Below are 24224 nucleotides of genomic sequence, written 5' to 3' on the forward strand. Positions count from 1 at the left end.
GATATAAACGGAGATATTCCGATACACTCCTCTAAATAAGACGAAATCCAAGGATTTGGATATAATAAACGGAAAAGTTCCCTCTATTTTGAGAGAAATATAGGTATTTCCCAAGATAAGCGAAATTTTTCCGTTTATTTTTCAATCACAGGAAATCAGAATGATTTAGCCATTTAATAATCAGATAGATACTGTTTTGCACCTTTTACGAGCACCCGTTTCACATATTGGGTGTCTTTTTTCATTTGATTCAGACTAAATATATGCATGTTTCACGTACCGTAAGTAGTTCAAGCCCTTCTATAAGGAAATTATCGATAAAAAAAGGTTATTCATTATTTTTTTGCTTTAACATTTGTTTTTCGCTCAACAATTTTTCCTTGTTAGGCTTGGTATCATCTAACAAAAAATTCGCCCAATCAAGTTCAAGTGTGTCAGTAGTTTCTTGCCAGTATTGCAAACGTTCATAATAGTAATTTATTTTTTCACTTACTGGTTCTGAAAAGTTATCATTTCCGTACTTTCTGACAATCGCTGTCAATTCATAGAAAGGCAATCCCAAAGCATGTGTTTCCACATGAACAGTAGCTCCTGCATGACCAATGGCATGACATAAATCTCCGTATTCACTGTCATCAATTTCCTTTGCCACGGTATGTGAACCTAAAATGGCCTGTTTTGCTTTTGGCATTTTGACTTTGCCTCTTGCCCAATCTTCACAAAGCTCTAAACAGGTTCTAGGTCTCCGTTCCTTAGGGTACTTTTCTTCAAATTGTTTTAAAGGCAATTTTGCACAATCTAAAGCCCACATCACAAGAGTTCGGTGAGTTTGCACTTGAATTAACTTGATCAATTCTTGCAAACAAAGACTGTCACGAGAAAATAGGATTTTATTTTTTTTCTTTATTTTGAGTTTGACATCCGAAAACATTTAACTCTCGCCTCATTTCATTTCCTGCCCGTTGAAGAACTGCATTTTCATCATCTGTATTTTACCACATAATGCCAAAAAACCATGGTTTTCCTTAAAACGGTTCAAAATTTAACGAAACAAAGTCTTCTTAGGCTGCTTTGAGAGCACCATTCCATTTAAGGTAATTTTAAGCTTTGTACTATAAATTTTGAGTATAGAAAATCACAAGAGCTTCCATAGGATAAGTCCAGCATAAATATGTTTTTCTAACTCTTTTAAGAAAGGGTCGGTTCAGTAATGAGAAAGTTTTTATCTAAACCTTACAGATGGGCTACTATTTACTCCATTATACTGACAGTCACCATTGCCTATACACTGCTAGATACCTTTGTTCTGCCAAAATCATTAGCAGATGCTCCTATTGTTTCAGCTTCAAAAGCAACACAGGAGGATTCTTCGGGTTCATCCTCCACAGAAACCTCAACAGAATCGCAGTCTCAGTCTGAGGCAGCTGTTACTGACAGCTCCTATGAGGATGAGAATATTAAAATTACGCTTGAAACGGTCCGCAAGTATGATTCAAACATCTATATTGCAGATATTCAGGTTTCCGAGCCATCCTACCTGAAAACAGCACTCGCCAATCATACGTATGGTCGAAATATAACCGCCACAACCTCTGACATGGCAGAGGAGAACAACGCAATTTTTGCCATAAACGGAGATTATTACGGATTTAGAGATGGCGGCTATGTGCTTCGTAACGGTGTTGCATACAGAGAGACAGCCAGGAGCGGAGAAAATGATGCATTAGTTATAGACAAGGATGGCAATCTATCCGTTGTTGCAGAAGGGGAGGTAAGCTTGGATTCATTAAGCGACCAGGGTGCGTGGCAGGTATTATCCTTCGGCCCGGGCCTTGTGGAAGATGGGGAAGTGGTTGTAAACAGCTCCAGTGAAGTAGGAAAGGCGATGTCAAGCAATCCTAGAACGGCCATCGGCCAGATTTCCGACCTTCATTATGTTGTCGTTGTATCCGATGGGCGTACGAGCGAGAGTGCGGGACTTTCTCTTCTGCAGCTTGCACAGGTACTCAAGGATAAAGGCTGCGCGGTAGCTTATAATCTGGACGGCGGTGGATCCTCAACCATGTATTTTAACGGTAAAGTGATCAATCAGCCTACCAGTGGAAGAGGAAATAGGGGAGAAAGAAAGGTGAGCGACATTGTCTATATTGGCTATTAATACGAGAAAAAATGAAAGCCAGCTAAGAAAAACAATTTTGACTTACTTGATTGTGTCAGCAGCGGCTGTCGTTTTTGATCAGGTGTATGGAGTTTTTAGCCATGGAGTAGATTCAGTGGCTATGACCTGGATGTTTTTATATCCGCTGCTTGGAGGTACGCTGTTTTATTTTATCGTTAGTAAGCTTTTTCCACATATCATTCATTTTGCTGGCTGCCGGGTATTTTCAAATATCCATAACTCAGGAATTGCGACACTGACCCTTGCCAGCCTGCTAAAGGGTGTATTTGAAATCGCCGGTACAAACTCGCCGCATTTAATCTATTACCATGTGGTTGGTTGGGGATTCCTTGCAGCAGGCTTGATTATTTTGATCGTTATGGCAGCTAATCAGAAGCACCTTACAAATGATTTAGCTTGAGAATATGTTCTTCATTTTAAATGAAAAGAAGGTGAATTTATGATCATTTTAATTCCGGCTTATGAACCGAATACTAGATTACTAAACTTGATCCATGATTTGAAAGATACATGCGACTGTGAGATTGTAGTTGTCAATGATGGAAGTGGACAGGACTATCAACATATTTTTGATACTGTTTCTACTCTTGGGTGTACGGTTTTAATCCATGAGAAAAATAGAGGAAAGGGAGCAGCTTTAAAAACGGGATTTCACTATATTCAGGAGACAAAGGAGAATACAGGGGTTGTTACGGCAGATTGTGATGGACAGCATCTACCGAAAGATATCCTCAATATTGCTGAGGCCGTCAAAAATCACAAAAATGCACTAGTGCTCGGTACCAGGAGATTTTCAGGAAAGGTTCCCTATCGCAGTAAGTTGGGAAACAGTGTAACAAGGACGGTATTCTCTTTTGTTAGTGGTGCTAAGGTGTATGATACACAAACAGGTCTTCGTGGATTTTCAATCGAGATGCTTCCTTGGCTTTGTGAGATTCCGGGTGAGAGATTTGAATATGAAATGAATATGCTATTAGAGGCAGTTCCAGCGGGCTATAGCTTTTATGAGATGGATATAGATACCGTGTATTTAGAACAAAACAAGTCATCCCATTTTCATTTTTTGAAGGATTCTTTTCTTGTATACTTACCTATCATAAAATTCAGTCTGTCTTCTCTTACATCTGCAGTGCTTGATTTTTTGCTTCTAGTGATCATTCAGCTCTTTACCTCCAATTTATTCCTCGCCGTAGTAGTGGCAAGGGTTTGCAGTGCGTCATTTAATTACACGGTAAATAGACATTATGTATTTTCAAAGCTTAAGGATCAATCGGTTATCAGTTCCCTGGCCAGATATATAATCCTTGCCATCGTTGTCATGTTTGCGAACTACGGCGTCATCGATTTTTATTATAGTATCATTGGGCTTTCCTTGGTGTTAGCTAAGATTTTTACTGAAACAACCATTTTTCTGTTTAGTTATTGGTTTCAGAGAAGGTTTGTTTTTGTTAGGTGACTATTTTCATAGAAATATGCTTGAGCAATGGCAAGCAGGTATCCATAATCAACATGTGGGATGTCCCTATACTTATTATTGAATTAAAATAGGATAGGGACGTATTTTCGTTTTGAAATTTATTCGAACTCAATAACTGCCTCGAATCAAACCTTTTACCTTTTCATTATAAAAATTTCGGAGTTTTTCTTGTTCTACCTTCGAAAAGGATGTAACGTCTAATGCTTGCAAATTGCTATCGATTTGCTGCACATCTTTGAAACCAGGAATCACACAGGAAACTTCCTTTTGATCTAGAATCCATCGCAGGGCAGCACTAGCCATTGATGGTCTTCCATCTGCTATCCATTTTAGTTGATCTGCTAGTTCAACTCCATTTTCAAATCCTAAACCGGCAAATGTCTCTCCTACATTAAAAGCCTCACCATTTTCATTAAAGCGGCGGTGATCATTATCCTCAAAAACGTGTTTTTTTGAATATTTTCCTGTAAGTAATCCGCTTGCTAGTGGAACCCTTGCTAAAATACCTACGCCTTTTTCATAAGCCCTAGGAAAAAGCGTTTCTAATGGTTTTTGCCGGAAAATATTAAAAATAACTTGTAATGTTTTCACATTAGGTTGTTCTAAGCAGATAAGACCTTCTTCTACAGATTCAACACTCACACCGTAGTTTCTTATCTTTCCTTCCCCCTGCAGACGATCCAAAACATGAAAGACTTCGCCATCTCTTAAAATCTCAGTTGCGGGACAATGAATTTGATATAAATCAATGGTATCCCGTTCTAAACGTTTCAGGCTGGCTTCACAATAAGAACGGACCGTTTCATAAGAATAATTACTTGGAGCATTGATGTCACCTTTGCGGCAAAATTTTGTGGCAATAAAAATCTTGTCTTTCATTCCCTTTGTTGCCTTTGCTAGCAATTCTTCACTATGTCCATTTCCATAAACATCTGCTGTATCAAAGAAATTAACGCCTTGATCCATTGCATAGTGAATAGATTGTAGGGCACTTTCGTCATTGATTGTCCCCCAATCTCCACCGATAGCCCATGTTCCAAAACTAACTTCACTTACCTTTAAACCGGTGTTACCTAATGTGCGATATTTCATATGCATTCCGTCTCCTTTTTCCTTACACCTTAACAATATCTAGAAAATTCTCAATTACGATGGAGGATGCTCCTAATGCTGGTGCATTTTTCCCCAATGAGGATACGATTAATTCATATTGATAATTAAGCTGAGGATATACTCTTGAAGATACGGTATTTTTAATTGAATTTAAAACAATTGGTTGAGTCTCAATGATATGATTTCTTAAAATAACCGCTTCTGTGTTAAATGTATTAAGAATGCTGGTCAAACCAATTCCTAAATTGAAGCCAAAATTTTGTAAGGAACTTAATGTGTCAACATCATTTTGCTGCACTAGATTCGTAATTTCTTGATAAGAAACTCTATGTTTTAAGGATTTAAACAATGCCTTTTCAGATGCATACAATTCCCAGCATCCACGGTTGCCACAGCTGCATTTTGGACCATTGAAGTCAATTGTCATATGACCCATTTCCCCAGAAAAACCATTAATCCCTTTGTATAACTCATTATTAATAATGATCCCAACGCCAATTCCCGTACTAATGCTGACATAGATTAGATTATTGAAGTTCGATGCACTGCCAAACTTTTTTTCACCGTAAGCCCCAGCGTTTGCCTCATTTTCAATAAAAATAGGTACATTAAATTCTTGTTGTAAAAGCGATTGTAATTCGAACTGGCTCCAGTAGGAATTGGGTGTAAAGACGATATGGTTATTATCTACAAGTCCAGGCACACAAACGCCGATACCAGTAAGGCCATATGGAGAATCAGGTAGTTGATTTAAAAAACCTTTAATAATTGAAAAGAGAATCTCCAGTGCCTTTTCGGGAGCAAGCTCATTTAAATCATGGTAACAGTCTTGAAGGATATTACCTTCTAAATCGGTTAAAATCCCATTAATATAATCTACTCCAAGATCCAAACCAATTGAATATCCAGCATTCTTGTTAAAAACGAGCATTACGGGTTTTCTTCCGCCTCTGGATTGTCCTTGGCCTATTTCAAAAATTAACTGTTTTTCTATTAACGTGTTAACCTGTGCAGAAACAGTAGATTTGTTTAATCCGGTTATTTCGGATAACTTGGCCCTTGAAATAGGTGAATGGCTCAAGATTTGATTCAATAGCAATTCTTGATTTATTTTTTTTACTAATGCTTGATCAGCAATATTCAAATTATTCACCTCGGTTTGTTTGTCCATTAAATTAAGTGTTAGCTACTGAAGAAACACATAATAATGCAATTAAATGATTGTACATAGGATTAGTATACAACAAAAATGCTTTTAATTGACAATAAATATTCAAAAATAGGTCTTGATAAATTCAAAGATATTTTATATTATGTAGTCAAGTTAGTTAGTTGCTCCAACCAACTAACTAATAAATAATTTTTTCATAAAAAAAGTAAAGCTCTTTTTGTTCAATCTTACTTCGTAATTTCCACAAAATATTAGGAGGAATTTGTTATGGTACAAACTCAAATTAGCGGTGTTAAATTTTTTGAAAACGCAACCAAGGTAAATTTTGAAGGAAAGAAGTCGATGAACCCTTTTGCATTTAAATATTATAATCCTGAAGAAATCATTGCAGGAAAAACAATGAAAGAGCATTTACGATTTTCAATTGCTTATTGGCACACTTTTACAGCTGATGGTACGGACCCATTCGGCGTCGGGACTATGCAAAGACCATGGGAACGATTCACTGGAATGGATTTAGCAAAAGCAAGAGTAGAAGCAGCGTTTGAACTATTTGAAATTCTTGGAGTTCCATATTTTGCCTTCCATGACCGCGACATTGCACCTGAAGGTAGTTCATTAAAAGAAACTAATCAAAACTTAGATAGTATTGTTGAAATGATTAAAGATCATATGAAAACGAGCAATGTGAAATTATTATGGAATACAGCGAATATGTTTACAAATCCACGCTTTGTACATGGTGCAGCTACTTCCTCTAATGCTGATGTGTTCGCATATGCAGCAGCACAGGTGAAAAAAGGATTAGAAACAGCCAAAGAGCTTGGAGCAGAGAACTATGTATTCTGGGGTGGTCGTGAAGGCTACGAAACATTGCTAAATACAGATTTAAAACTAGAACTTGATAATTTAGCGAGATTTATGCACATGGCAGTAGATTATGCGAAAGAAATTGGATTTACAGGTCAATTTTTAATTGAGCCAAAGCCAAAAGAACCAACAACACATCAATATGATACAGATGCAGCAACAACGATTTCTTTCTTAAGACAATATGGATTAGATAAAGATTTCAAATTAAATCTTGAAGCGAACCATGCAACATTGGCAGGACATACATTTGAACATGAGCTAAGCGTGGCAAGAGTTAATGGAATGCTAGGTTCTGTGGATGCAAACCAAGGTAATCCGCTTCTTGGCTGGGATACAGATGAATTCCCAACAGATTTGTATTCTACAACATTGGCTATGTACGAAATTCTTCAAAATGGAGGCTTAGGCAGTGGCGGATTAAACTTCGATGCCAAGGTAAGAAGAACCTCTTTTGAACCAGAAGATTTAATCTATGCACATATCGCTGGTATGGATGCATTCGCAAGAGGATTAAAGGTTGCGTATAAATTAAAAGAAGATCGTGTATTTGAAAATGTAATTGCAGAACGTTATCGCTCTTATAAAGAAGGAATTGGACTTGAAATTGTAGAAGGAAGAGCCAATTTCCACACATTAGAGCAGTATGCACTTAATAATTCTACAATTAAGAATGAATCTGGTAGAACAGAGCAATTAAAAGCAACATTAAATCAATATCTTTTAGAGGTAGAATAATCCTTCCTGATGGGCCCACTATTTAGATAATCATTGAAATTGTTTACAGTGGGTCCTTCATTTTTAACAAATACTAAAAAATGAAGGAGGATAAAGACAGGCTATTATGATATGTAAGCGCTATTATGCAGAGTCGTATCATAATAATCGTGGAACTGTCTTTCAATAAAACTATGGAACAACAGAAGAATTCTTTTTATCTTTTTGGAATTACACTTGTTGCTGCTATTGGAGGTCTGTTGTTTGGATATGATACTGCTGTCATTTCCGGAGCGGAGGAATCTATTAAAGAATATTTAGTTGATCCCTTAGGCTTGGGGGCTTTTGCACATGGGGCTACCATTTCGAGTGCTTTAATTGGCTGTATCATTGGTGGTTTCATTTCAGGATTTTTTGCTTCAAGATTTGGCCGGAAGAATTCCCTTCTAATTGCTGCATTACTCTTCTTAATTTCAGCTTTTGGAGCTGCCTATCCTGAGTTTTTGTTTTTTACAAAGGGAGAACCGACCATTGGGTTACTAATTGCCTTTAATCTTTATCGGATTATCGGTGGGATTGGTGTTGGTTTAGCTTCAGCTGTTTCTCCGATATATATTGGTGAAGTGGCACCAGCGCATATTAGAGGAAGACTCGTTTCGTTTAACCAATTTATGATTATTCTTGGAATGCTTGTTGCTTACTTTGTTAACTTTGCTATATCCAGTGGTGAAACGCAAGAATGGGTAAATGACATTGGCTGGAGATACATGTTTTTATCCTTAAGTGCACCCGCCCTAGTGTTTGGAATATTATTAATGATGGTACCTGAAACTCCACGTTATTTATCTCTAAAAAATCAGGATGATAAGGCATTAACGATTCTTACAAAAATTAACGGTACTAAAGTAGCGAAGGTGATCTTAGAAGAAATAAAACAAACAGTTGATGCTACTTCTGAGAAACTATTTACTTATGGAAAAACTGTAATCGTTATCGGGATTTTACTATCGGTATTCCAGCAATTTGTTGGAATCAACGTGGCCTTGTATTATGCTCCAAGAATTTTTGAGAGTATGGGGGCAGGAAAAGACGCCTCAATGCTACAAACGACTGTGATGGGATTAGTCAATGTTGTCTTTACGGTTGTAGCCATTATGACGGTAGACAAATGGGGACGAAAGCCTTTATTAATGATAGGTTCAATTGGTATGGCAATTGGTATGTTTGGAGTTGCCAGCATGGCTTATACCGGTGCGATTGGATTTGGAACATTAATTTTTATCGTTATCTATACGGCTTCCTTTATGATGTCATGGGGTCCAATATGCTGGGTGCTTATTTCGGAAATCTTTCCAATTAAAATTCGTGGGCGTGCGGTGGCAATTGCTGTAGCAGCTCAATGGGCGGCAAATTATTTTATTTCTTCTACTTATCCAGCAATGATGGAGTATAGCGGGACTTTAACCTATGGGTTTTACGGTTTAATGAGTGTACTTTCTGCTATCTTTGTTTGGAAATTTGTTCCGGAAACAAAGGGTAAGACGCTTGAAGAAATGGAAGATACATGGAGTAAACCGGCCTAGACTTCATCAAAAATGAAAAGGTAAGGGCAGCGTTTGATAAAAAAAGATTAGTGAGGGGAAACAATATGAAATATGTGGTTGGTGTTGATCTTGGGACAAGTTCTGTGAAAGTACTGCTCGTTGATCAATATGGAGAGGTCCATTATGCAGTTTCTAAAGACTATCCACTTATTCAGCAGAAACCGGGCTATAGTGAACAGAATCCCGAAGATTGGGTAGAACAAACCATTCAAGCGTTAAAACAATTAGTGAACGATGCAAATTTAAACAAACATGACATAGCGGGTATTAGTTTTTCCGGACAAATGCATGGTCTAGTCCTTCTTGATGAACAGAATCAGGTGATTCGGAACGCTATTTTATGGAACGATACAAGAACCACACCACAATGTAAGAAAATTGATCAACAATTAGGCGGCAAGCTACTTGAAATTACAAAGAATCCAGCACTGGAAGGCTTTACGCTTCCAAAAATTCTTTGGGTAAAAGAGAATGAACCGGAAATCTTTGAAAAGACAAGCGTATTTTTACTGCCAAAGGATTATCTCCGTTATCGTTTAACAGGAAAAATCAATATGGATTACTCGGATGCAGCTGGCACTCTCATTCTAGATGTTGTCAATAAATCATGGAGTAACGAAATTCTCCGCACCTTTGAAATCCCTTCTACTATTTGTCCGCCTTTAGTGGAAACAGAAGATTTTGTCGGGACATTGTTACCGGAGATTGCGGAGATTACGGGACTGTCATCAGATGTCAAAGTGTTTGCTGGTGGAGCAGATAATGCTTGTGGTGCAATTGGAGCTGGGATTTTATCAGAAGGCACAGCCCTTTGCAGTATTGGAACATCCGGTGTGTTCCTCTCTTATGAGAATGATAAAAATAAAAATTTCGGCGGAAAAGTACACCTATTTAATCATGGACAAAAGAATTCCTACTATACTATGGGTGTTACACTTGCTGCTGGATATAGCTTAACCTGGTTTAAAGAGACATTTGCTAAGGGGCAATCTTTTACAGCTTTATTAGAGGACGCAGCTTTATCTTCTATTGGAGCAAATGGACTAATCTTTACACCTTTCCTAGTTGGAGAACGTACGCCTTATGCTGATGCAAAAATAAGAGGAACCTTTACGGGGATTGATGGGTCTCATAGGATGGCTGATTTTACCCGCGCTGTTATCGAAGGGATTGTTTTTTCGATTAATGAAAGCGTGGAAATCTTTAGAAACCATGGCAAGAACATTGATAAAGTGATTTCAATTGGCGGGGGTGCCAAGAGTGAGCTGTGGTTGCAAATTCAAGCGGATGTGTTTAATGCAAAAGTGGTAAAATTGCAAAATGAACAAGGACCTGGAATGGGTGCAGCGATGATTGCTGCTGCTGGTCTAGGATGGTTTGAGTCACTTAAGGAATGTGCTCAAGTATTTATTAAAGAGGACAAAGTGTATGAACCAAAGCCTGAAAATGTAAAAAGATATAAGGAATTTTACCAGGTGTATAAAGATGTCTATCCACATACGGTTGCGATTAATCACCAGTTATTCGACCTGAGAAAAGGGATTGAGCTTGAGTGATGAGAGTAAGTGAATCAATCTTTGGTTATTTAGATAACAGGCCGGTGAAATCTTATACGGTCGAGACTGCAGGTGGGATGAAATTTACCTGCATAGAATACGGATGCATTATTACAGAAATAAATATTCCAGATCGTAACGGTATAAGGGAGAATGTGGTTCTTGGTTTTGATTCATTAGAAGAGTATATGAAATATTCACCTTATTTTGGATGCACGATTGGCAGAAACGCAGGGCGAATCAAAAATGCGTCCTTTCAACTAGATGACGTAGTGTATAAGCTGTCCCAAAACGATGGGCCGAACAATCTTCATAGTGGGCAGAATGGTTTTCATCATGTCATTTGGGAATCCTCCATAGAAATCAATGATCAAGAGGTCAAAATTAAGTTTCAATATATGAGTCAAGATGGGGAAGAAGGCTTTCCTGGAAATCTTCATACAGTAGTTACGTATACCTTTAATAATGCAAATGAGTTTGTCATTGAGTATAATGCTACTACTGATAAAAAAACGATCGTCAATTTAACCAACCATTCTTATTTTAATTTAAGTGGAAATTATAAAAGAAGCATACTAGATCATGAATTAGTTTTAAAAAGTAATCAGTTTTTAGAGCTTGATTCAGACCTTAATCCGACTGGACAGGTAGTATCTGTACAAGGAACTGCTTTTGATTTTCGCTTTGGTCAGAACATCGCACAGGGAATTGAAACAGGTCATCCACAAACGAAACTAGTAGGTTCAGGATATGACCATCCATTTCTTCTTAATCAGAATCATGATAAGGAAATTGTAGTGATGGATAAGGAGAGTGGACGGAAATTAGAAGTAGAAACAGACGAACCAAGTGTGGTTGTCTACACAGGAAATATGTTACCAAATGATTTTCAAATAAGAGGGAAACAGTCTGAAAAATATCTAGGACTTTGTCTTGAGACACAAAAGCCGCCTAATATGATGAACAATCCACAGTATTCTTCTTCATATATTTTAGAGCCAAACCATATTTATCATTCAAGAACCAAATACAGTTTCAAACTGATGGAGTAAAAAGTAGGGTTTCAAAGAAGAGGCAATCAAAATAGTTAAGTAAAAGCAGGAATCAAATTTGATTTCTGCTTTATTTATGTTTACTTGAAACATTCAAAATGTCTTTTCTCATTTTATAAATTTTATATGATAATAATAGTGGAGTTAAATACTTTCTCACATGTCTGTCCTGAAGAAATGGGATAGATTATCTACAAAGAAGCTGCAGAAATACAGGGATGTTAAAATGTTGACATATTCACACTCAAGGGCGGGGCATTAATATATGATATAATTTTGGTAGAGGTATATTTACTAAATATTACGATTTTACAATAAGACTACCAGGGCAGATTAACGGTATGACGCTTAATTCGGAAATTAAGAGTAGCTTTCATTTGATCGACACGATATGGCAAAACAGAATCAAGACTCCGGAAGAAATGAAAATCGGAACCGAAGGAAGATGATGATGATGCTTGAAATTCGATCGGCATATTGCAAATTATACTTGCATGACGGTATTATCCTATGGAAATAACGTTCTTGGATTTCATTTACGAATTAAGCATATATCCGGCATTAATCATCACTACCGTACTAACATTGGGAGTTATCATTGTCAATGGGTGGACGGACGCTCCCAATGCAATCGCAACCTGTGTTTCCACCCGTGCAATGCGACTGGGTTCAGCTATTTTCATGGCGGCAGTGTTCAATCTGTTTGGTGTAATTGCAATGACAATGGTCAATCAAAAGGTGGCAGAGACCATTTACAGTATGGTCGATTTCCACGGTAATGTAAATGATGCATTGGTCGCTTTATGTGCGGCATTGACAGCGATTGTGCTCTGGGCAACCGCAGCATGGGTATTTGGTATTCCAACAAGTGAGAGCCATGCATTAATTGCGGGGCTTTCGGGAGCAGCAATTGCCTTGCAGGGAGGATTTTCTGGAATTAATGGCGCCGAATGGATCAAGGTTCTCTATGGTTTAGTGCTTTCTACTGCACTTGGATTTGTACTAGGATTTGTGGTAGTAAAGCTAGTTGAACTTTTATTTAGAGATATAGATCGTCACAAAACGAGCGGTTTTTTTAGAAAAGCTCAAATTTTGTCCGCTGCAGGCATGGCTTTTATGCATGGTGCACAGGATGGTCAGAAATTCATTAGTGTATTTTTGCTTGGTATGTTTCTTGCGAAGGGTCAGACGCAAACAGCCGAAGTGATCATTCCAATATGGCTAATGGTATTTTGTGCTTCAGTTATGGGGCTTGGCACATCCATTGGTGGCTATCGCATTATCAAGTCTGTGGGCATGGATATAGTTAAGCTGGAAAAATATCAGGGATTTTCTGCAGATTTGGCAGGAGTTATGTGCTTATTTCTTTCAACGATCAGTGGAATACCGGTTTCGACAACACATACCAAAACAACTGCGATTATGGGCGTCGGTGCTGCAAGACATATCAGGAATGTCAATTTGGGCATCGTCCGAGAAATGGTACTAACCTGGGTGCTAACATTCCCCTGCTGTGGGTTGGTCGGGTACTTGATTGCCAAGCTGTTCATATTGATTTTTTAAATAGGGTTTGTACTTCTATGTATATTCTGATTTTATAGACTGCTTCAACATATTAAATATCCTCTTCTCATTCTGGATTTATTATATGATAATAATATTAAAGTTAACTATTCACCCACTTTACATAAGAGTCAAAACTATAAAACAAGGGATGAATCTGTAATGATACTTGAATTGTTAAGAAGAGACGGAAGTATTGTGGTAAACAAAAAATTGGCCCGTGCAATTGGAATGGATGCAGCTGTAATGTATGCTGAATTGGTGAGTAAACATCAATATTTTGCTAAAAAAGGTCAGTTAACGGAAGATGGCTATTTCTTCAATACCATGGAGAATTTGAAGGAAGACACCACATTATCAAAATATCAGCAGGCAACTGCGATTAAGCAATTAGTGAAACTGAATTTAATCCAGCATGAAAATAGAGGACTGCCGCAAAAGCGTTACTTTAAAATAAATGAGGATGAAATCGTCATTCTGACACTACTTGGAGCCAATCATTTAACTTTTAAAAGTAAAAAAAATGAACAAATTGAAGTAAAAGAACTCTCCAGTAATAATACTAAGGTTAACAATTCTAATAAAAGTAATAATAATCATATATACATCATTTCTAACGAAAATGACGTCTTTGCTTACTATGCTATGAAATTTAAAGGTAAATTAAATACCAATCATCCAACAATGAATAAAGAAAAAATGATCGAGCTTATTTCCCATTACGATCACTTAAGTGCTGAATTGGATATAGAGGAAGATAGGTGGTTTGAATTAGTGGATTATCACTTTGATCATTTATCGAAAAAGAACAACGGTAACATCTTGTCCTTTTTAGCACTTAATAATGGAAATGGCTGTGTTCATCGGTATTTAGATGATTTATGAGTTTTATTTTTCTACTATAATATAATTTTAAGTATGAGCATTGTTATTAAGCACAGATTGCGGTCATGAAGCAATGACAGGTAACGAAGCATTAGTGAGGGAAGAAAAACAACGATTTTTTTCTTCCCTCACTTTTGTTGTTCTCTACTAAAAAAGAAGATCGTTTATGCAAAAGGTTTTACTTTGCGCTCTGTTACCCATGTATGATTTGCTACTCTATCACCGCCAGTGGATGAAGCATAGGAATTTGCAATAGCTGTCAATATTAGAATCCGTACCAATTTAAACCTTCGTCATCTAAATCAATCCAGACATTTTTTGTTTCGGTATACATATCCATTGCTTGGACTCCAAGCTCTCTGCCAAATCCGCTTTGCTTTCTGCCGCCAAACGGAGCTGCACTGTCAAGCTTACTAAATGTATTGACGTAAACAGTGCCGGCTTTTAATCCTCGAGCCATTCGATGTGCACGTTTTAAATCATTTGTCCAAATTCCTGAAGCCAGTCCATACACCGTGTCGTTTGCTAATCTTAAAGCATCCTCTTCATCTTTAAAACGGATAATGGATAGGACAGGGCCAAAGATTTCTTCCCGGGCAATAGTCATTTCATTTGTTACATTTTCAAAAACAGTAGGGGTGAAGAAATAGCCGTTCCCTGCTTCGTTGTTTCTTTGGCCGCCTAGCACAAGATTTGCTCCTTCCTCAAGGCCAGTTGCTACATAATGCTGGATTCTTTCCAGTTGCTGCAATGACACTTGCGGTCCCATTTGGGTAGATGGATCTAAAGGGTTACCGACACGAATGGATTGCGCTTTATTAATGAGGGAATCGATGAATTTGTCGTAAATGCCTTCTTGGACAAAAAGTCTTGTACCTGATGCACAAACTTGTCCTTGGCCAAAGAAGATCCCAAACATAGATCCGTTTACAGCATTTTCAATATGGGCATCATCAAACACGATATTCGGTGACTTACCGCCTAATTCAAGACTAATAGGTTTTAAGTTTTTGCTTGCAGCCTGCATGATTAACCGACCAGTTGTCGTGGAACCTGTAAACGCAATTTTATCAACATCAGGATGCGAGGCAAGAGCATCACCAGCCGTCTTACCAAATCCAGGCACGACATTGATGACCCCATCTGGAATGCCAACTTCTTGAAAAAGTTTCACCATCTCAAGAATACTAACAGGTGTTTGTTCAGCTGGCTTGATGACAATGGTGTTTCCTGCCGCCAGAGCTGGCGCAAGTTTCCACATAGTAAGCATCAAAGGGAAATTCCAAGGTACAATGGCTCCAACAACGCCAACAGGTTCTTTTAATGTATAGTTAAATCGGTTGTGTGGTGAGGCAAGAGTGCTTCCTTGAACCTTATTGGCAAGACCCGCATAAAATTCCAAAACATCAATCATAGCGGGTATCGCGATATACTTCGTTTCGTTAATTGGCAACCCGTTATCTTTTGATTCCGTTTCAGCTAGGAAATCTGCTTTTTCCCAAAGTACTTGAGCAGCCTTATACAATAATCTGCCTCGATCACTTGGTGCCATATCTGACCAAGGACCTGATTCGAATGCATTACGGGCTGCCTTCACAGCTAAATCTACATCCTCACGATCCGCTTCGGCGACAATGGCATTGACTTCTTTCGTTGCTGGATTAATTGATTCAAATGTTTTTCCAGAAAGGGCATCAACCCATTTTCCGTTTATAAATAATTGATACTGTTTCATTCTAAATTCCCCCTCGTGCTTTTTAATAAAAATGCTAGTGCTTTATGTGTGATAGAAGGAAGGGGCTTGTCTTAAAAAGAAAGCCAGCCCCATATCCTTATTTTTGTTCTTCGGTATTTTTTTTCGGCAAATCAAGCGTTGGTGTCCGGTCAAAGAAATTCCATGGTTTTAACATGGCATGGACCCATTCTGTCGGCATCATTGGCCATTCCTCAGCTCGAGCAACATGTGTGGCACCCGTTGTCATCCAGACAACATTATCAGTATTGTCAATGGAACTATTATCAGCTGTAAATTGCTTTAATCCAGTATCTGTTTTGCTTCGATTTGGATATTTTCCTTCCGGATATCGCTCGTTTGGATCATAATTTGTCACCCAGATTTGTTTATCCATGAAGTTGACACGGTTTAAGAGCCAATCATCTTCACTGAATAGGGCACCCTTGGCAATTGGATGAGTTCCACCAGCAAATGGGATAATTTGATAAGAAACAGGATTACCTACTTTATTTTCTTTATTGTAGTTGCTCAACAAGCGAATCGTAGAAGGATCAAATTTTTGGATTGCTTCCTGTTCGGTTGTTATGGTTTTTTGCTCTGTCACCATAACACTTTTTCGAGGTCCACCCTCTGTATTGCTTTCGACTTTTGGATTAATTTCTGTCAACGTATTGTTTTCTCCGTCGACGTCTAAATCAAGTCGGAAATTATAAATATGCTGATGAGTCGTTCCAACGATGTTGTTATCGATTAATGTACCGTATTTGGTGTCATCCTTTGCTGTTTCATCATGCATGGTTTTCGATAAAACTCCTTTAACAGCTTCAATACCAGATGCGCCCACATCAATTTTGATCGTACCGTTTTGTGATAAAACCCAATCAAAAATATAATCATAGTTTCCAATTGTACTAATCCAACGTACAACTAATTCTCTGCGCTCGCGACTTTGGTTTTCCTCGGTAAAAGTGGCAAGATCAGCATGCTTATATTCAGGGCCTGCATATTGTTCGAAGATAGCAATAGCATTTTTAATGGTATAAGGATTTCCAGAGTTATCTGCAATGGTGGCGTCAAGAAGTACAGCATTCTCCGGTACATCGGTTCCTAATTCAAGCGGTGAGGTCAATTGGCCCATTCCATAATCTCCGGCATCTAGATAGGATTTGAAGTACCAGCCTACATCGGGATCACCATATGGAACAATCATTCCACCTAATGATCCTTCATACATAATTTTTCTTGGCTTATCCTTGTCTTTGAAAGTGACCGTTGATAACACTGGTCCAACACGTGTATCAAGGCGTAAATGGAAATCCCAATTGTTCCAGCTGATGTTATTTCCCTTTATTTCATAATTTTTTCCTTTCGGTTCTGTTATGTTCAATAGTTTGACATCGACCTTTTCAGAATAGTCTCTTCCGTCGTATGCATTTAACTGCATTGGAACCGGAATGACCCCTTCATCTTCGACCTTAATGACTTCCTTCTTTTCAAGATCAACGGTAGCGACTAGATTTTCAATTGGGTGGGCCCAGAAATTTCCGTCACCAGTATTTAGGTAGGATACTACCTTTAGGAGGCGTTTATCATGTTCAAGGCCGTCTTCGCCTTCAAAATAGCCAACGGTTAATGGTGTGCTGACAACTTTTTTAGGGTCATCTATATTTCGTTTTTTTAGTGCTTCAGCAAACTCGGCACTTGTTTCAATAGCATTTTGAACTGCGGCAAAATCATCTATGATGACCATACCATGGACACCTTCAATCTCATTCCAGGAATTAAGCTTCTTTGATGACAAGTCCACTTCACCTTCAATGACTTGCTTCCCGTCTAATGCGATGAACTCTGCTTTTCTGGCGAAGGTTTCTTTTTTCTTGCCTTCCATCTTCCAGGCCCATACTTTTTGTTTTTCTGGCAGTTTTAGAGTAATTTCTGTAAAACGGAGACTATCCTTGTATTTCCCTTCCTTTTTCAATACATTTACGGTTGTTTCAATTTCTTTAGATGTTAACGGATCAAGTGGATGTTCCCCTTTTTTTATTTGAAAAGTTTGCTTCGGTTCTGGGAAAACTTCATTGACAAAATCATGTGACACGTAGAGTTTGTCCTTTTTCTCAGTAACAGCCGTATCTAGTGTCACTTCTTCTTCATTCACTTTTGCTATGTTGGAATTAGGTTTAATCTTGATGACCGTATTGTCTTTTTCGATGGTGACTGTGTCTGTGAATAGACTCCAAAAATTAGATTTTATTTTGGCGTCAGTTGATTCCAAAGCCGTTTCTAACTGTACTAATTCTGGCTCTCCGCCGTGAGCTGATGCCTTATGGCTCCCCGTTAACGGAAAAAGATTACAGGTAAGAAACATAGCTGCAGTAATGATAGAATATCTTTTAAATCCTTTCTGCATTGTCCAACACAACTCCCTTCCTTGTTATAATTTAAAAATTTAATAAATGTATCATATAAAATTAATTTTAAGAATTATTGTAAAAATCAGAACATTAAAGATGGATTAAGGAAAATAATAAAGACCCATATCTTTGAAGAGATATAGGCCTTTTTATGTGGTTGATATAGTTTTTAATCCCATATTTGTTCGTTTCCTAGGGGACATCTATGAGAATTAATTTTGATAATTAGTGGCATTTTTGATCTGGTTGTCTATCTATAAGGTTACATGATTAAGAGACAGAAAATAGGCATTAAAGATAGGGAATATGAAAAAGATCACACACGTAAGTCATATTCCTTTTAATAATTGTTTTGGTGTAATATTCCCGATTTTTTTCCATTCATTGATGAGATGTGCTTGATCATAATAACCAGTCTGTCTAATAACATCCATTAAAGAGTGATTGTTTAATAGCATAAATAAAGAATACTGATATCTAGTAATTCGGCTGAATAATTTAGGTGAAAGACCAACATGCTGGTCAAACTGTTTATGTAAATACCTTGGAGAATAACCGATTTCTTCCGCTAGATTATTGATATTAATATTTCCTTTTGTAGAATAGATTCTATTGATTGCATATCGAACTACTCTTTGAGTAGAGCTATCGGATAGAAGCTTACTCCCGATTAATTCTTTGTACAATTTTATACGCTCATAAAAGTTTTTTTCTCTAATAATTAGTTCAATAATATTAGGATCTAAATTAAGTAAATCTACTAAACAAATGTCTTTACTAGTAATTTCTTTCATGGAAAAATAAAAATTCTTTGCATCATGATTAGGAATAAACCGTATTCCGAAATATTCTTGCCCTGATTGTAATTGAAAAGGTCTTTTTTCTAGAAAGCTTCCATAGACGGTGGCTTGAGGTTTTGTGTCATTGCAGCTGAACATGATGTCGATGCAGCCATCTGGTTCAATCATAACTGGTTTGTTTGAATCGTTCTTTAATTGCAGCTGATAATATAAGACAACGGTATGATTCAGAATATCAACTTCCTTTTTTTCAAAATAATAGGCTGAGTATTCTTCTAATCCAGGCTGGATGGGGATGAACTGGTTTTCTAATTTAGTCATCATTGTCTTGGATGCTCCTTTTGCTGTTATATGTTTGTATGATTCATTTTTCCGTATTAGTTAGTAAGTTTTTGACACTAGTTTATATGAGTAATATTAATTAGTCAATATATTCTGAAAATTAAATATTTTGTTCTTTCGTGAAAAAAGTGTAATACATATAATCAAGAGATTTCAGAAGGTAACAAAAAATTTCAATAGATTTTTTGTTTAAATACAGTAAAAAATATTATTACGATATAGTATATTTTATAATTAGGGCTTTAATTAAAAAAGGAATTGTAAATAAAAGTATTTTAGATTAAATAATAATTAATAGGTTATGCTTGTTTATTCTGACAACGACCAATATATTCATAGGTATTATCAATTCGAGAAGTCCTTATTAATAAAAAATATAACAAATAATTTTTGGTTATAAATTTATTTGTTATATTTATATTCCGGATATTTCAAAAATAAGAATATTAATGTGAGAGGAGAGAAAAAATGATTATTCATAATGAGGAGAATTATTCACGAAAGGAAATGGAAACGCATCGTTTAAAACCATAATATAAAATTAATCTTTATATACATACTTCAACATCAATAAGATTAGAGTTTGAGCATAACAAGCCACCAGTTAATAGTTTATTAGCATTCTCTTTATATTATATTGGTCATGAAAAATACATATCTTTTCAATGATATCTGCATATTTGTTTGAGATTATCCTCTTAACAGGAATTTGAAAGGATGATCTTAAGTGAATATAAAGAAGGTTTTATTGATGGGTGGGGCTATTGCTATTATTCTTTTTTTCGGATGGTTTTATATAGGACAGCTAGGTTCAACCGAATCAGCAGCCAAGGAAAAAACAACTGTTAATCAGATAAAAGATTCAGAGCAAGTAAATGCAAAAGCTGATGAAGGGACAGAGTCGACTTTAACTAGAATCGATTCGCAGGGTGCTGTCGGGATTGAAGTTACTCCATTGCCTGAAAAGAGTTCATCAGATGAGTTGGTATTTGAAATTGTTATGAATACACACTCGGTAGATTTACTTCAATATCAACTAAACGAGTTAGCGGAGTTGTCATTTGGAGCAACGAACACTACTGCAGGAGAATTTGAATGGGAATTATCAAGCAAAGATTCTCATCATTTGGTTGGGTATTTAAAATGGATGGGTCCAGTAATGGAGGATAACGTGACTCTAGAAATTAAAAATATTGATAATATCCCTTCAAGGGTATTTGAATGGGAGAAATTAAAGTAAAACATTGCAATTGGCAAGAGGCAGCTAATTAACTAGCTGCCTCTTTCTTATAAACTTACTACTCAGGTTTATTATTAGCGTTTGGGTTAACTGTAAAGTTTGGTTGGAAACCGTCATATTTGATTATATCAACCATACCTGCTGTGGCATGGTGAAGATCATGACAGTGGAACAACCAATTGCCCGGATTATTCGCTTCAAAAGCCACGATGTATTCATCACCAGGCTCTAAATTAATGGTATCCTTGACAACGGGGGAGCCCTGAAGCGGCTGACCATTTTTACTCAATACTTGGAATGAGTGACCATGTAAATGCATGGGGTGATTTACTCCTGTTGGCGAATGATTAACCAATTTTACCTTTACCAAATCACCTTCATTAATAGTAAGACCGTCAATGCTTGGGAATGACTTTCCATTGATGGACCAAACATTATCCATATTGTTCCCGTTAAGATCCATTGTGTATTCCACGTCATACTCTTGATCAAGAGAGAATCCTGTATTTTGCGAACTGCCATAGTTCGTATAATTGAAGCGTGGTAAAGTTTCATCCTGATTGGATTGATCTTCTGAATCCTTACTTCCTTCATATTGAATTATTGTCTTCATACCCTCTTTGCCTTCCATATCGCTGTGGCACTCAAGATACCATTTTCCGGGATTATCTGCTGTAAACTCAATGTCATAACGCTCACCAGGTGCAATGGAAATCAATTGATCCATGATTTCCTGAGGTTCACTCAAATCCTGTCCATCTATCGCTACCACTTTAAAATTATGACCATGCAGATGTATGTTGTGAGAAAGGTAGCCAATATTAGCTAAGCGTATCCTTACAGTTTCACCTTCTTTTACTTTTAACGGTTCAATTGCATCTCCACTTTTACCGTTTATTGTAAAAATGTCATAGTTACTCATGTCATGGCTCATGCTGTTGCTATTTTCTTGAGTTTCCGAGCCATTGTTAGAATCTGTTGCAGTCATATTACTATGATCCATACCAGCCATATTACTATGATCCATGCCCTCCATATTGCTCATCGTTTCTTCTGGATTACTCATCCATTCATCTAACATAAGAGTATAATCACGATCATATGTTTTCTCTTTTGGCTCAACAATGAAAGAACCGTAAAGCCCTTTATCCATTTGGTTTACAGCGTTTTGATGGGTATGGTACATATAAGTTCCCGGTACAGATGCAGTAAATTCATATGTAAAGCTTTCTCCTGGTTGAACGGCATTTTGTGTTACACCGGGAATTCCGTCCATTGCATTCGGTACTGTAATGCCATGCCAGTGAATGGATGTGGCTTCAGGTAATTCATTTTTAAAATGGATTGTAACCTTTTCACCCTCGGTCACACGGATTTGTGAGCCGGGTACAGAACCGTTAAATGTATATGCATCTACTGTAACTTCGCTGTTTAATTGATGTCTAGCTTCCTTTGCTACAAGTGTAAATTCATTGCCTGTCAATATTTCAGTACTAGTTGTTTGAATTCCGTCTACGTTTGTTGCTTTTTCAGTAGCTTCGGTTTTTTCTTGCTTAGATTCCTCTTTTTTAATTTCCTTACTTTCATTTGAGGAACAGGCGGTCAATAAAAGAATCATAAATAAGAATAATGCTGTGAGCTTGAGATTCATTAAAATACCCCCAAATATTATTTTCAAAAATCATTATAGTTGGCAAATTTGCAGAATTGATGGATTTTGTGACGAAATTAATAAAATATATGATTAATATCACTTAGCCTGAATAAAAAGAGTTGATTCACAGTGAGATCAAAAATTGTTAGTTAGCAGTGGATGTATTTTGAAATTTAATAAAGGAAACGATAACTATGATATATCTAACGAAAAAACATCTATTCTAATAGTTAGTTATGCAGTTTTTAAGGATTTTCACAGAATCTTCCTAAGTGATTATTCTATTTTTACAGATGTGAAGTAGTTCACACTTATAAGTCACCCGAGTCCTTATGATTAGAATTAATATTAAAAGGAGGAAACAATAAATGAATAAAATTAAATTACATTTAGTTACTATAATTCTCATACTAGCGGTATTTCTAGTCGGTTGTAGTGCTGGTTCAAACCAGGACTCTGAATCAAACGAAAGTAAAAAAGAGAATAATCCTTCGACAGAGGCAACAGAGGATAAATCATCAGAGGGTCCAAGTAATCAATATTATTTCACTGCTAATGAGGGAGGAAGCATCTCGAAAATCGATGCAGCCTCTAATGAGGTAGTGGATCAGATTGCCGCCGAAGGAGCCGTTCATAATGTTCAGGTTTCCTCAAATGGAGAAATCCTTGGTGCAACCGTTGTTCCGGAAATGAATCATGGTGGTGGTTCGATGGAAATGAACGGACTGACATTGTTCTATGACACGAATTCGAATGAACTGTTAAAAAAGGTTGAAGTGGGTAATCATCCAGCACATATCGTATTTACAGAGGATGGGAAATATGCCTTGGTCACAAATAATGAAGATAATAATGTTTCTGTTATCGATACAGAAAGCTTTAGAGTAATTCAAACCATTAATACAGGAAATGGACCACATGGTTTTAGAATTTCTGCGGATAGTCAAAAGGCCTATATTGCCAATATGGGTGAAGATACTGTTAGTGTACTGGATCTAAAAACAATGAAGGAAGAAAAGAAAATAACCGTTGGTTCTACTCCAGTTACTACAGGCATAACTTCAGATGGTAAAACACTAGTTGTAACGCTTAATGAGGAAAATATGCTTGCTATAGTTGACCTTGAGACAGAAAAGGTAGTGAAGGTGCCAGTCGGTAATGGACCTGCTCAAGTATATATTGATTCTACTAATCATTTTGCCTTTGTAGCGAATCAGGGCACTAAAGACGCACCATCCCATTCAGTTTCAGTTGTTGAGCTTGCTTCGAAAAAGGTAACCTCCACAATTGAAACAGGAAAAGGTTCACATGGAGTGGTGACAAGTTCTGATAACAAAAGGTTATATGTAACAAACATGTTTGAGAATACAGTATCTGTGATTGATAATGCACAAATGAAAGTAATTGATACAATCGAAGTTGGGGAAATACCAAATGGGATTACCATTATGAAAAATAATAAATAATTAGAATCTCCATAAAATCTCCTTTTTTTCTCAGTATGATAAAGAAAATAATAAGGAGTGATATTCTTGGAATGGTTAAAATATTTACTTATATTGGTATGTCCGTTGATGATGATATTCTGTATGAAAGGACATGGACACGGTCATAAGCATCAGAATCATGAATCGCATTGTTCAAAGGGAATGGATACGAAAATATCCAATTTAGAGATTGAGAATGCTAAGCTGAGACAAGAAATAGAAGCACTTGCATCAATGGTGAAAAAAGGTTCATAAAACAAAAAATCCGTTGCCTAATAGGAAGGCAGCGGTTTTTGTTTAATAAGATACGGTGTAATTAAGAAAAATCTATAAAATCTATTTAATTCTGCATAAAATCTCGATAT

Annotated in this window: 19 protein-coding genes; 12 read left to right on the forward strand and 7 right to left on the reverse strand. The window is 36.9% G+C overall.

Features of this window, described 5'->3' with window-relative positions; translation table 11 throughout:
• Window positions 1–328: 328 nt before the first annotated feature.
• A complete protein-coding gene (locus ACHUFV_RS15915; RefSeq protein ID WP_394235815.1) occupies window positions 329–931 on the reverse strand; it encodes a putative immunity protein in 603 nt (200 codons plus the stop codon).
• Window positions 932–1210: 279 nt separating this feature from the next.
• On the opposite strand from ACHUFV_RS15915, the gene ACHUFV_RS15920 reads away from it, so the two are divergent.
• Genes ACHUFV_RS15920 through ACHUFV_RS15930 form a run of 3 tightly spaced genes read left to right on the forward strand, consistent with a single transcriptional unit; the run spans window position 1211 to window position 3635 of the window.
• Window positions 1211–2158 (forward strand): phosphodiester glycosidase family protein, encoded by a 948-nt coding sequence (locus ACHUFV_RS15920; protein WP_394235817.1) that lies wholly within the window; start codon window positions 1211–1213, stop codon window positions 2156–2158.
• On the forward strand, window positions 2148–2579 hold the full coding sequence (locus ACHUFV_RS15925) for a hypothetical protein (protein WP_394235818.1): 432 nt from the start codon (window positions 2148–2150) through the stop codon (window positions 2577–2579). The genes ACHUFV_RS15920 and ACHUFV_RS15925 overlap by 11 nt, the downstream gene beginning before the upstream one ends.
• A 39-nt stretch (window positions 2580–2618) precedes the next feature.
• Window positions 2619–3635 (forward strand): glycosyltransferase, encoded by a 1017-nt coding sequence (locus ACHUFV_RS15930; protein WP_394235820.1) that lies wholly within the window; start codon window positions 2619–2621, stop codon window positions 3633–3635.
• A 129-nt stretch (window positions 3636–3764) separates the two neighbouring features.
• Here the strand turns inward: ACHUFV_RS15930 and ACHUFV_RS15935 are convergent, their stop codons facing one another.
• Together ACHUFV_RS15935 and xylR are read right to left on the reverse strand one after the other, a co-directional pair.
• Window positions 3765–4748 carry an aldo/keto reductase gene (locus ACHUFV_RS15935; RefSeq protein WP_394235822.1) on the reverse strand — a complete coding sequence of 328 codons (984 nt, stop codon included), beginning with the start codon at window positions 4746–4748 and terminating at the stop codon, window positions 3765–3767.
• Window positions 4749–4770: 22 nt separating this feature from the next.
• Window positions 4771–5913, reverse strand: coding sequence for a transcriptional repressor XylR (gene xylR, locus ACHUFV_RS15940; RefSeq protein WP_394236134.1), 1143 nt, complete (start codon window positions 5911–5913; stop codon window positions 4771–4773).
• A 294-nt stretch (window positions 5914–6207) separates the two neighbouring features.
• On the opposite strand from xylR, the gene xylA reads away from it, so the two are divergent.
• The 6 genes from xylA (at window position 6208) to ACHUFV_RS15970 (ending at window position 14187) form a co-directional block, all read left to right on the forward strand.
• Entirely contained in the window at window positions 6208–7548 is a 1341-nt protein-coding gene (gene xylA, locus ACHUFV_RS15945) for a xylose isomerase (RefSeq protein WP_394235824.1), read from the forward strand.
• A gap of 173 nt (window positions 7549–7721) precedes the next feature.
• Window positions 7722–9110 carry a D-xylose transporter XylE gene (gene xylE / locus ACHUFV_RS15950; protein ID WP_394235826.1) on the forward strand — a complete coding sequence of 463 codons (1389 nt, stop codon included), beginning with the start codon at window positions 7722–7724 and terminating at the stop codon, window positions 9108–9110.
• 65 nt (window positions 9111–9175) lie between these two features.
• A complete protein-coding gene (gene xylB / locus ACHUFV_RS15955; protein ID WP_394235828.1) occupies window positions 9176–10687 on the forward strand; it encodes a xylulokinase in 1512 nt (503 codons plus the stop codon).
• Complete coding sequence (locus tag ACHUFV_RS15960; RefSeq protein ID WP_394236136.1) at window positions 10687–11739, forward strand: aldose epimerase family protein; 1053 nt, start codon at window positions 10687–10689, stop codon at window positions 11737–11739. The genes xylB and ACHUFV_RS15960 overlap by 1 nt, the downstream gene beginning before the upstream one ends.
• A 510-nt stretch (window positions 11740–12249) precedes the next feature.
• Window positions 12250–13302 carry an inorganic phosphate transporter gene (locus ACHUFV_RS15965; RefSeq protein WP_394235829.1) on the forward strand — a complete coding sequence of 351 codons (1053 nt, stop codon included), beginning with the start codon at window positions 12250–12252 and terminating at the stop codon, window positions 13300–13302.
• Between the two features lie 162 nt (window positions 13303–13464).
• Window positions 13465–14187 (forward strand): hypothetical protein, encoded by a 723-nt coding sequence (locus tag ACHUFV_RS15970; protein WP_394235830.1) that lies wholly within the window; start codon window positions 13465–13467, stop codon window positions 14185–14187.
• 265 nt (window positions 14188–14452) lie between these two features.
• Here ACHUFV_RS15970 and ACHUFV_RS15975 read toward each other — a convergent pair whose 3' ends face one another.
• The 3 genes from ACHUFV_RS15975 to ACHUFV_RS15985 all read right to left on the reverse strand — a co-directional run bounded on the left by ACHUFV_RS15975 (window position 14453) and on the right by ACHUFV_RS15985 (window position 19460).
• Window positions 14453–15922: an aldehyde dehydrogenase family protein gene (locus ACHUFV_RS15975; RefSeq protein ID WP_394235832.1), complete on the reverse strand. Its 1470-nt coding sequence runs from the start codon at window positions 15920–15922 to the stop codon at window positions 14453–14455.
• Window positions 15923–16019: 97 nt separating this feature from the next.
• The gene (locus tag ACHUFV_RS15980) at window positions 16020–18332 is read right to left on the reverse strand and encodes a copper amine oxidase (protein ID WP_394235834.1); all 2313 of its coding nucleotides are present in this window, start codon (window positions 18330–18332) and stop codon (window positions 16020–16022) included.
• Window positions 18333–18665: 333 nt separating this feature from the next.
• A complete protein-coding gene (locus ACHUFV_RS15985) occupies window positions 18666–19460 on the reverse strand; it encodes an AraC family transcriptional regulator (RefSeq protein WP_394235836.1) in 795 nt (264 codons plus the stop codon).
• Between the two features lie 745 nt (window positions 19461–20205).
• Between ACHUFV_RS15985 and ACHUFV_RS15990 the strand changes: the two genes are divergently transcribed.
• The gene (locus ACHUFV_RS15990; protein ID WP_394235838.1) at window positions 20206–20718 is read left to right on the forward strand and encodes a hypothetical protein; all 513 of its coding nucleotides are present in this window, start codon (window positions 20206–20208) and stop codon (window positions 20716–20718) included.
• Between the two features lie 58 nt (window positions 20719–20776).
• On the opposite strand, the gene ACHUFV_RS15995 is transcribed toward ACHUFV_RS15990, so the two are convergent.
• Entirely contained in the window at window positions 20777–22369 is a 1593-nt protein-coding gene (locus ACHUFV_RS15995) for a multicopper oxidase family protein (RefSeq protein WP_394235840.1), read from the reverse strand.
• A gap of 371 nt (window positions 22370–22740) precedes the next feature.
• Here ACHUFV_RS15995 and ACHUFV_RS16000 point away from each other — a divergent pair, with 371 nt between their 5' ends.
• Both ACHUFV_RS16000 and ACHUFV_RS16005 read left to right on the forward strand, forming a co-directional pair.
• Entirely contained in the window at window positions 22741–23838 is a 1098-nt protein-coding gene (locus tag ACHUFV_RS16000; protein ID WP_394235842.1) for a YncE family protein, read from the forward strand.
• Between the two features lie 57 nt (window positions 23839–23895).
• Window positions 23896–24114: a DUF2933 domain-containing protein gene (locus tag ACHUFV_RS16005; protein WP_394235844.1), complete on the forward strand. Its 219-nt coding sequence runs from the start codon at window positions 23896–23898 to the stop codon at window positions 24112–24114.
• The last annotated feature ends 110 nt before the right edge of the window (window positions 24115–24224 follow it).

It is taken from the genome of Niallia oryzisoli, from assembly GCF_043641075.1.
GTDB classification, from domain to species: Bacteria; Bacillota; Bacilli; order Bacillales; family Cytobacillaceae; genus Bacillus_BD; species Bacillus_BD oryzisoli_A.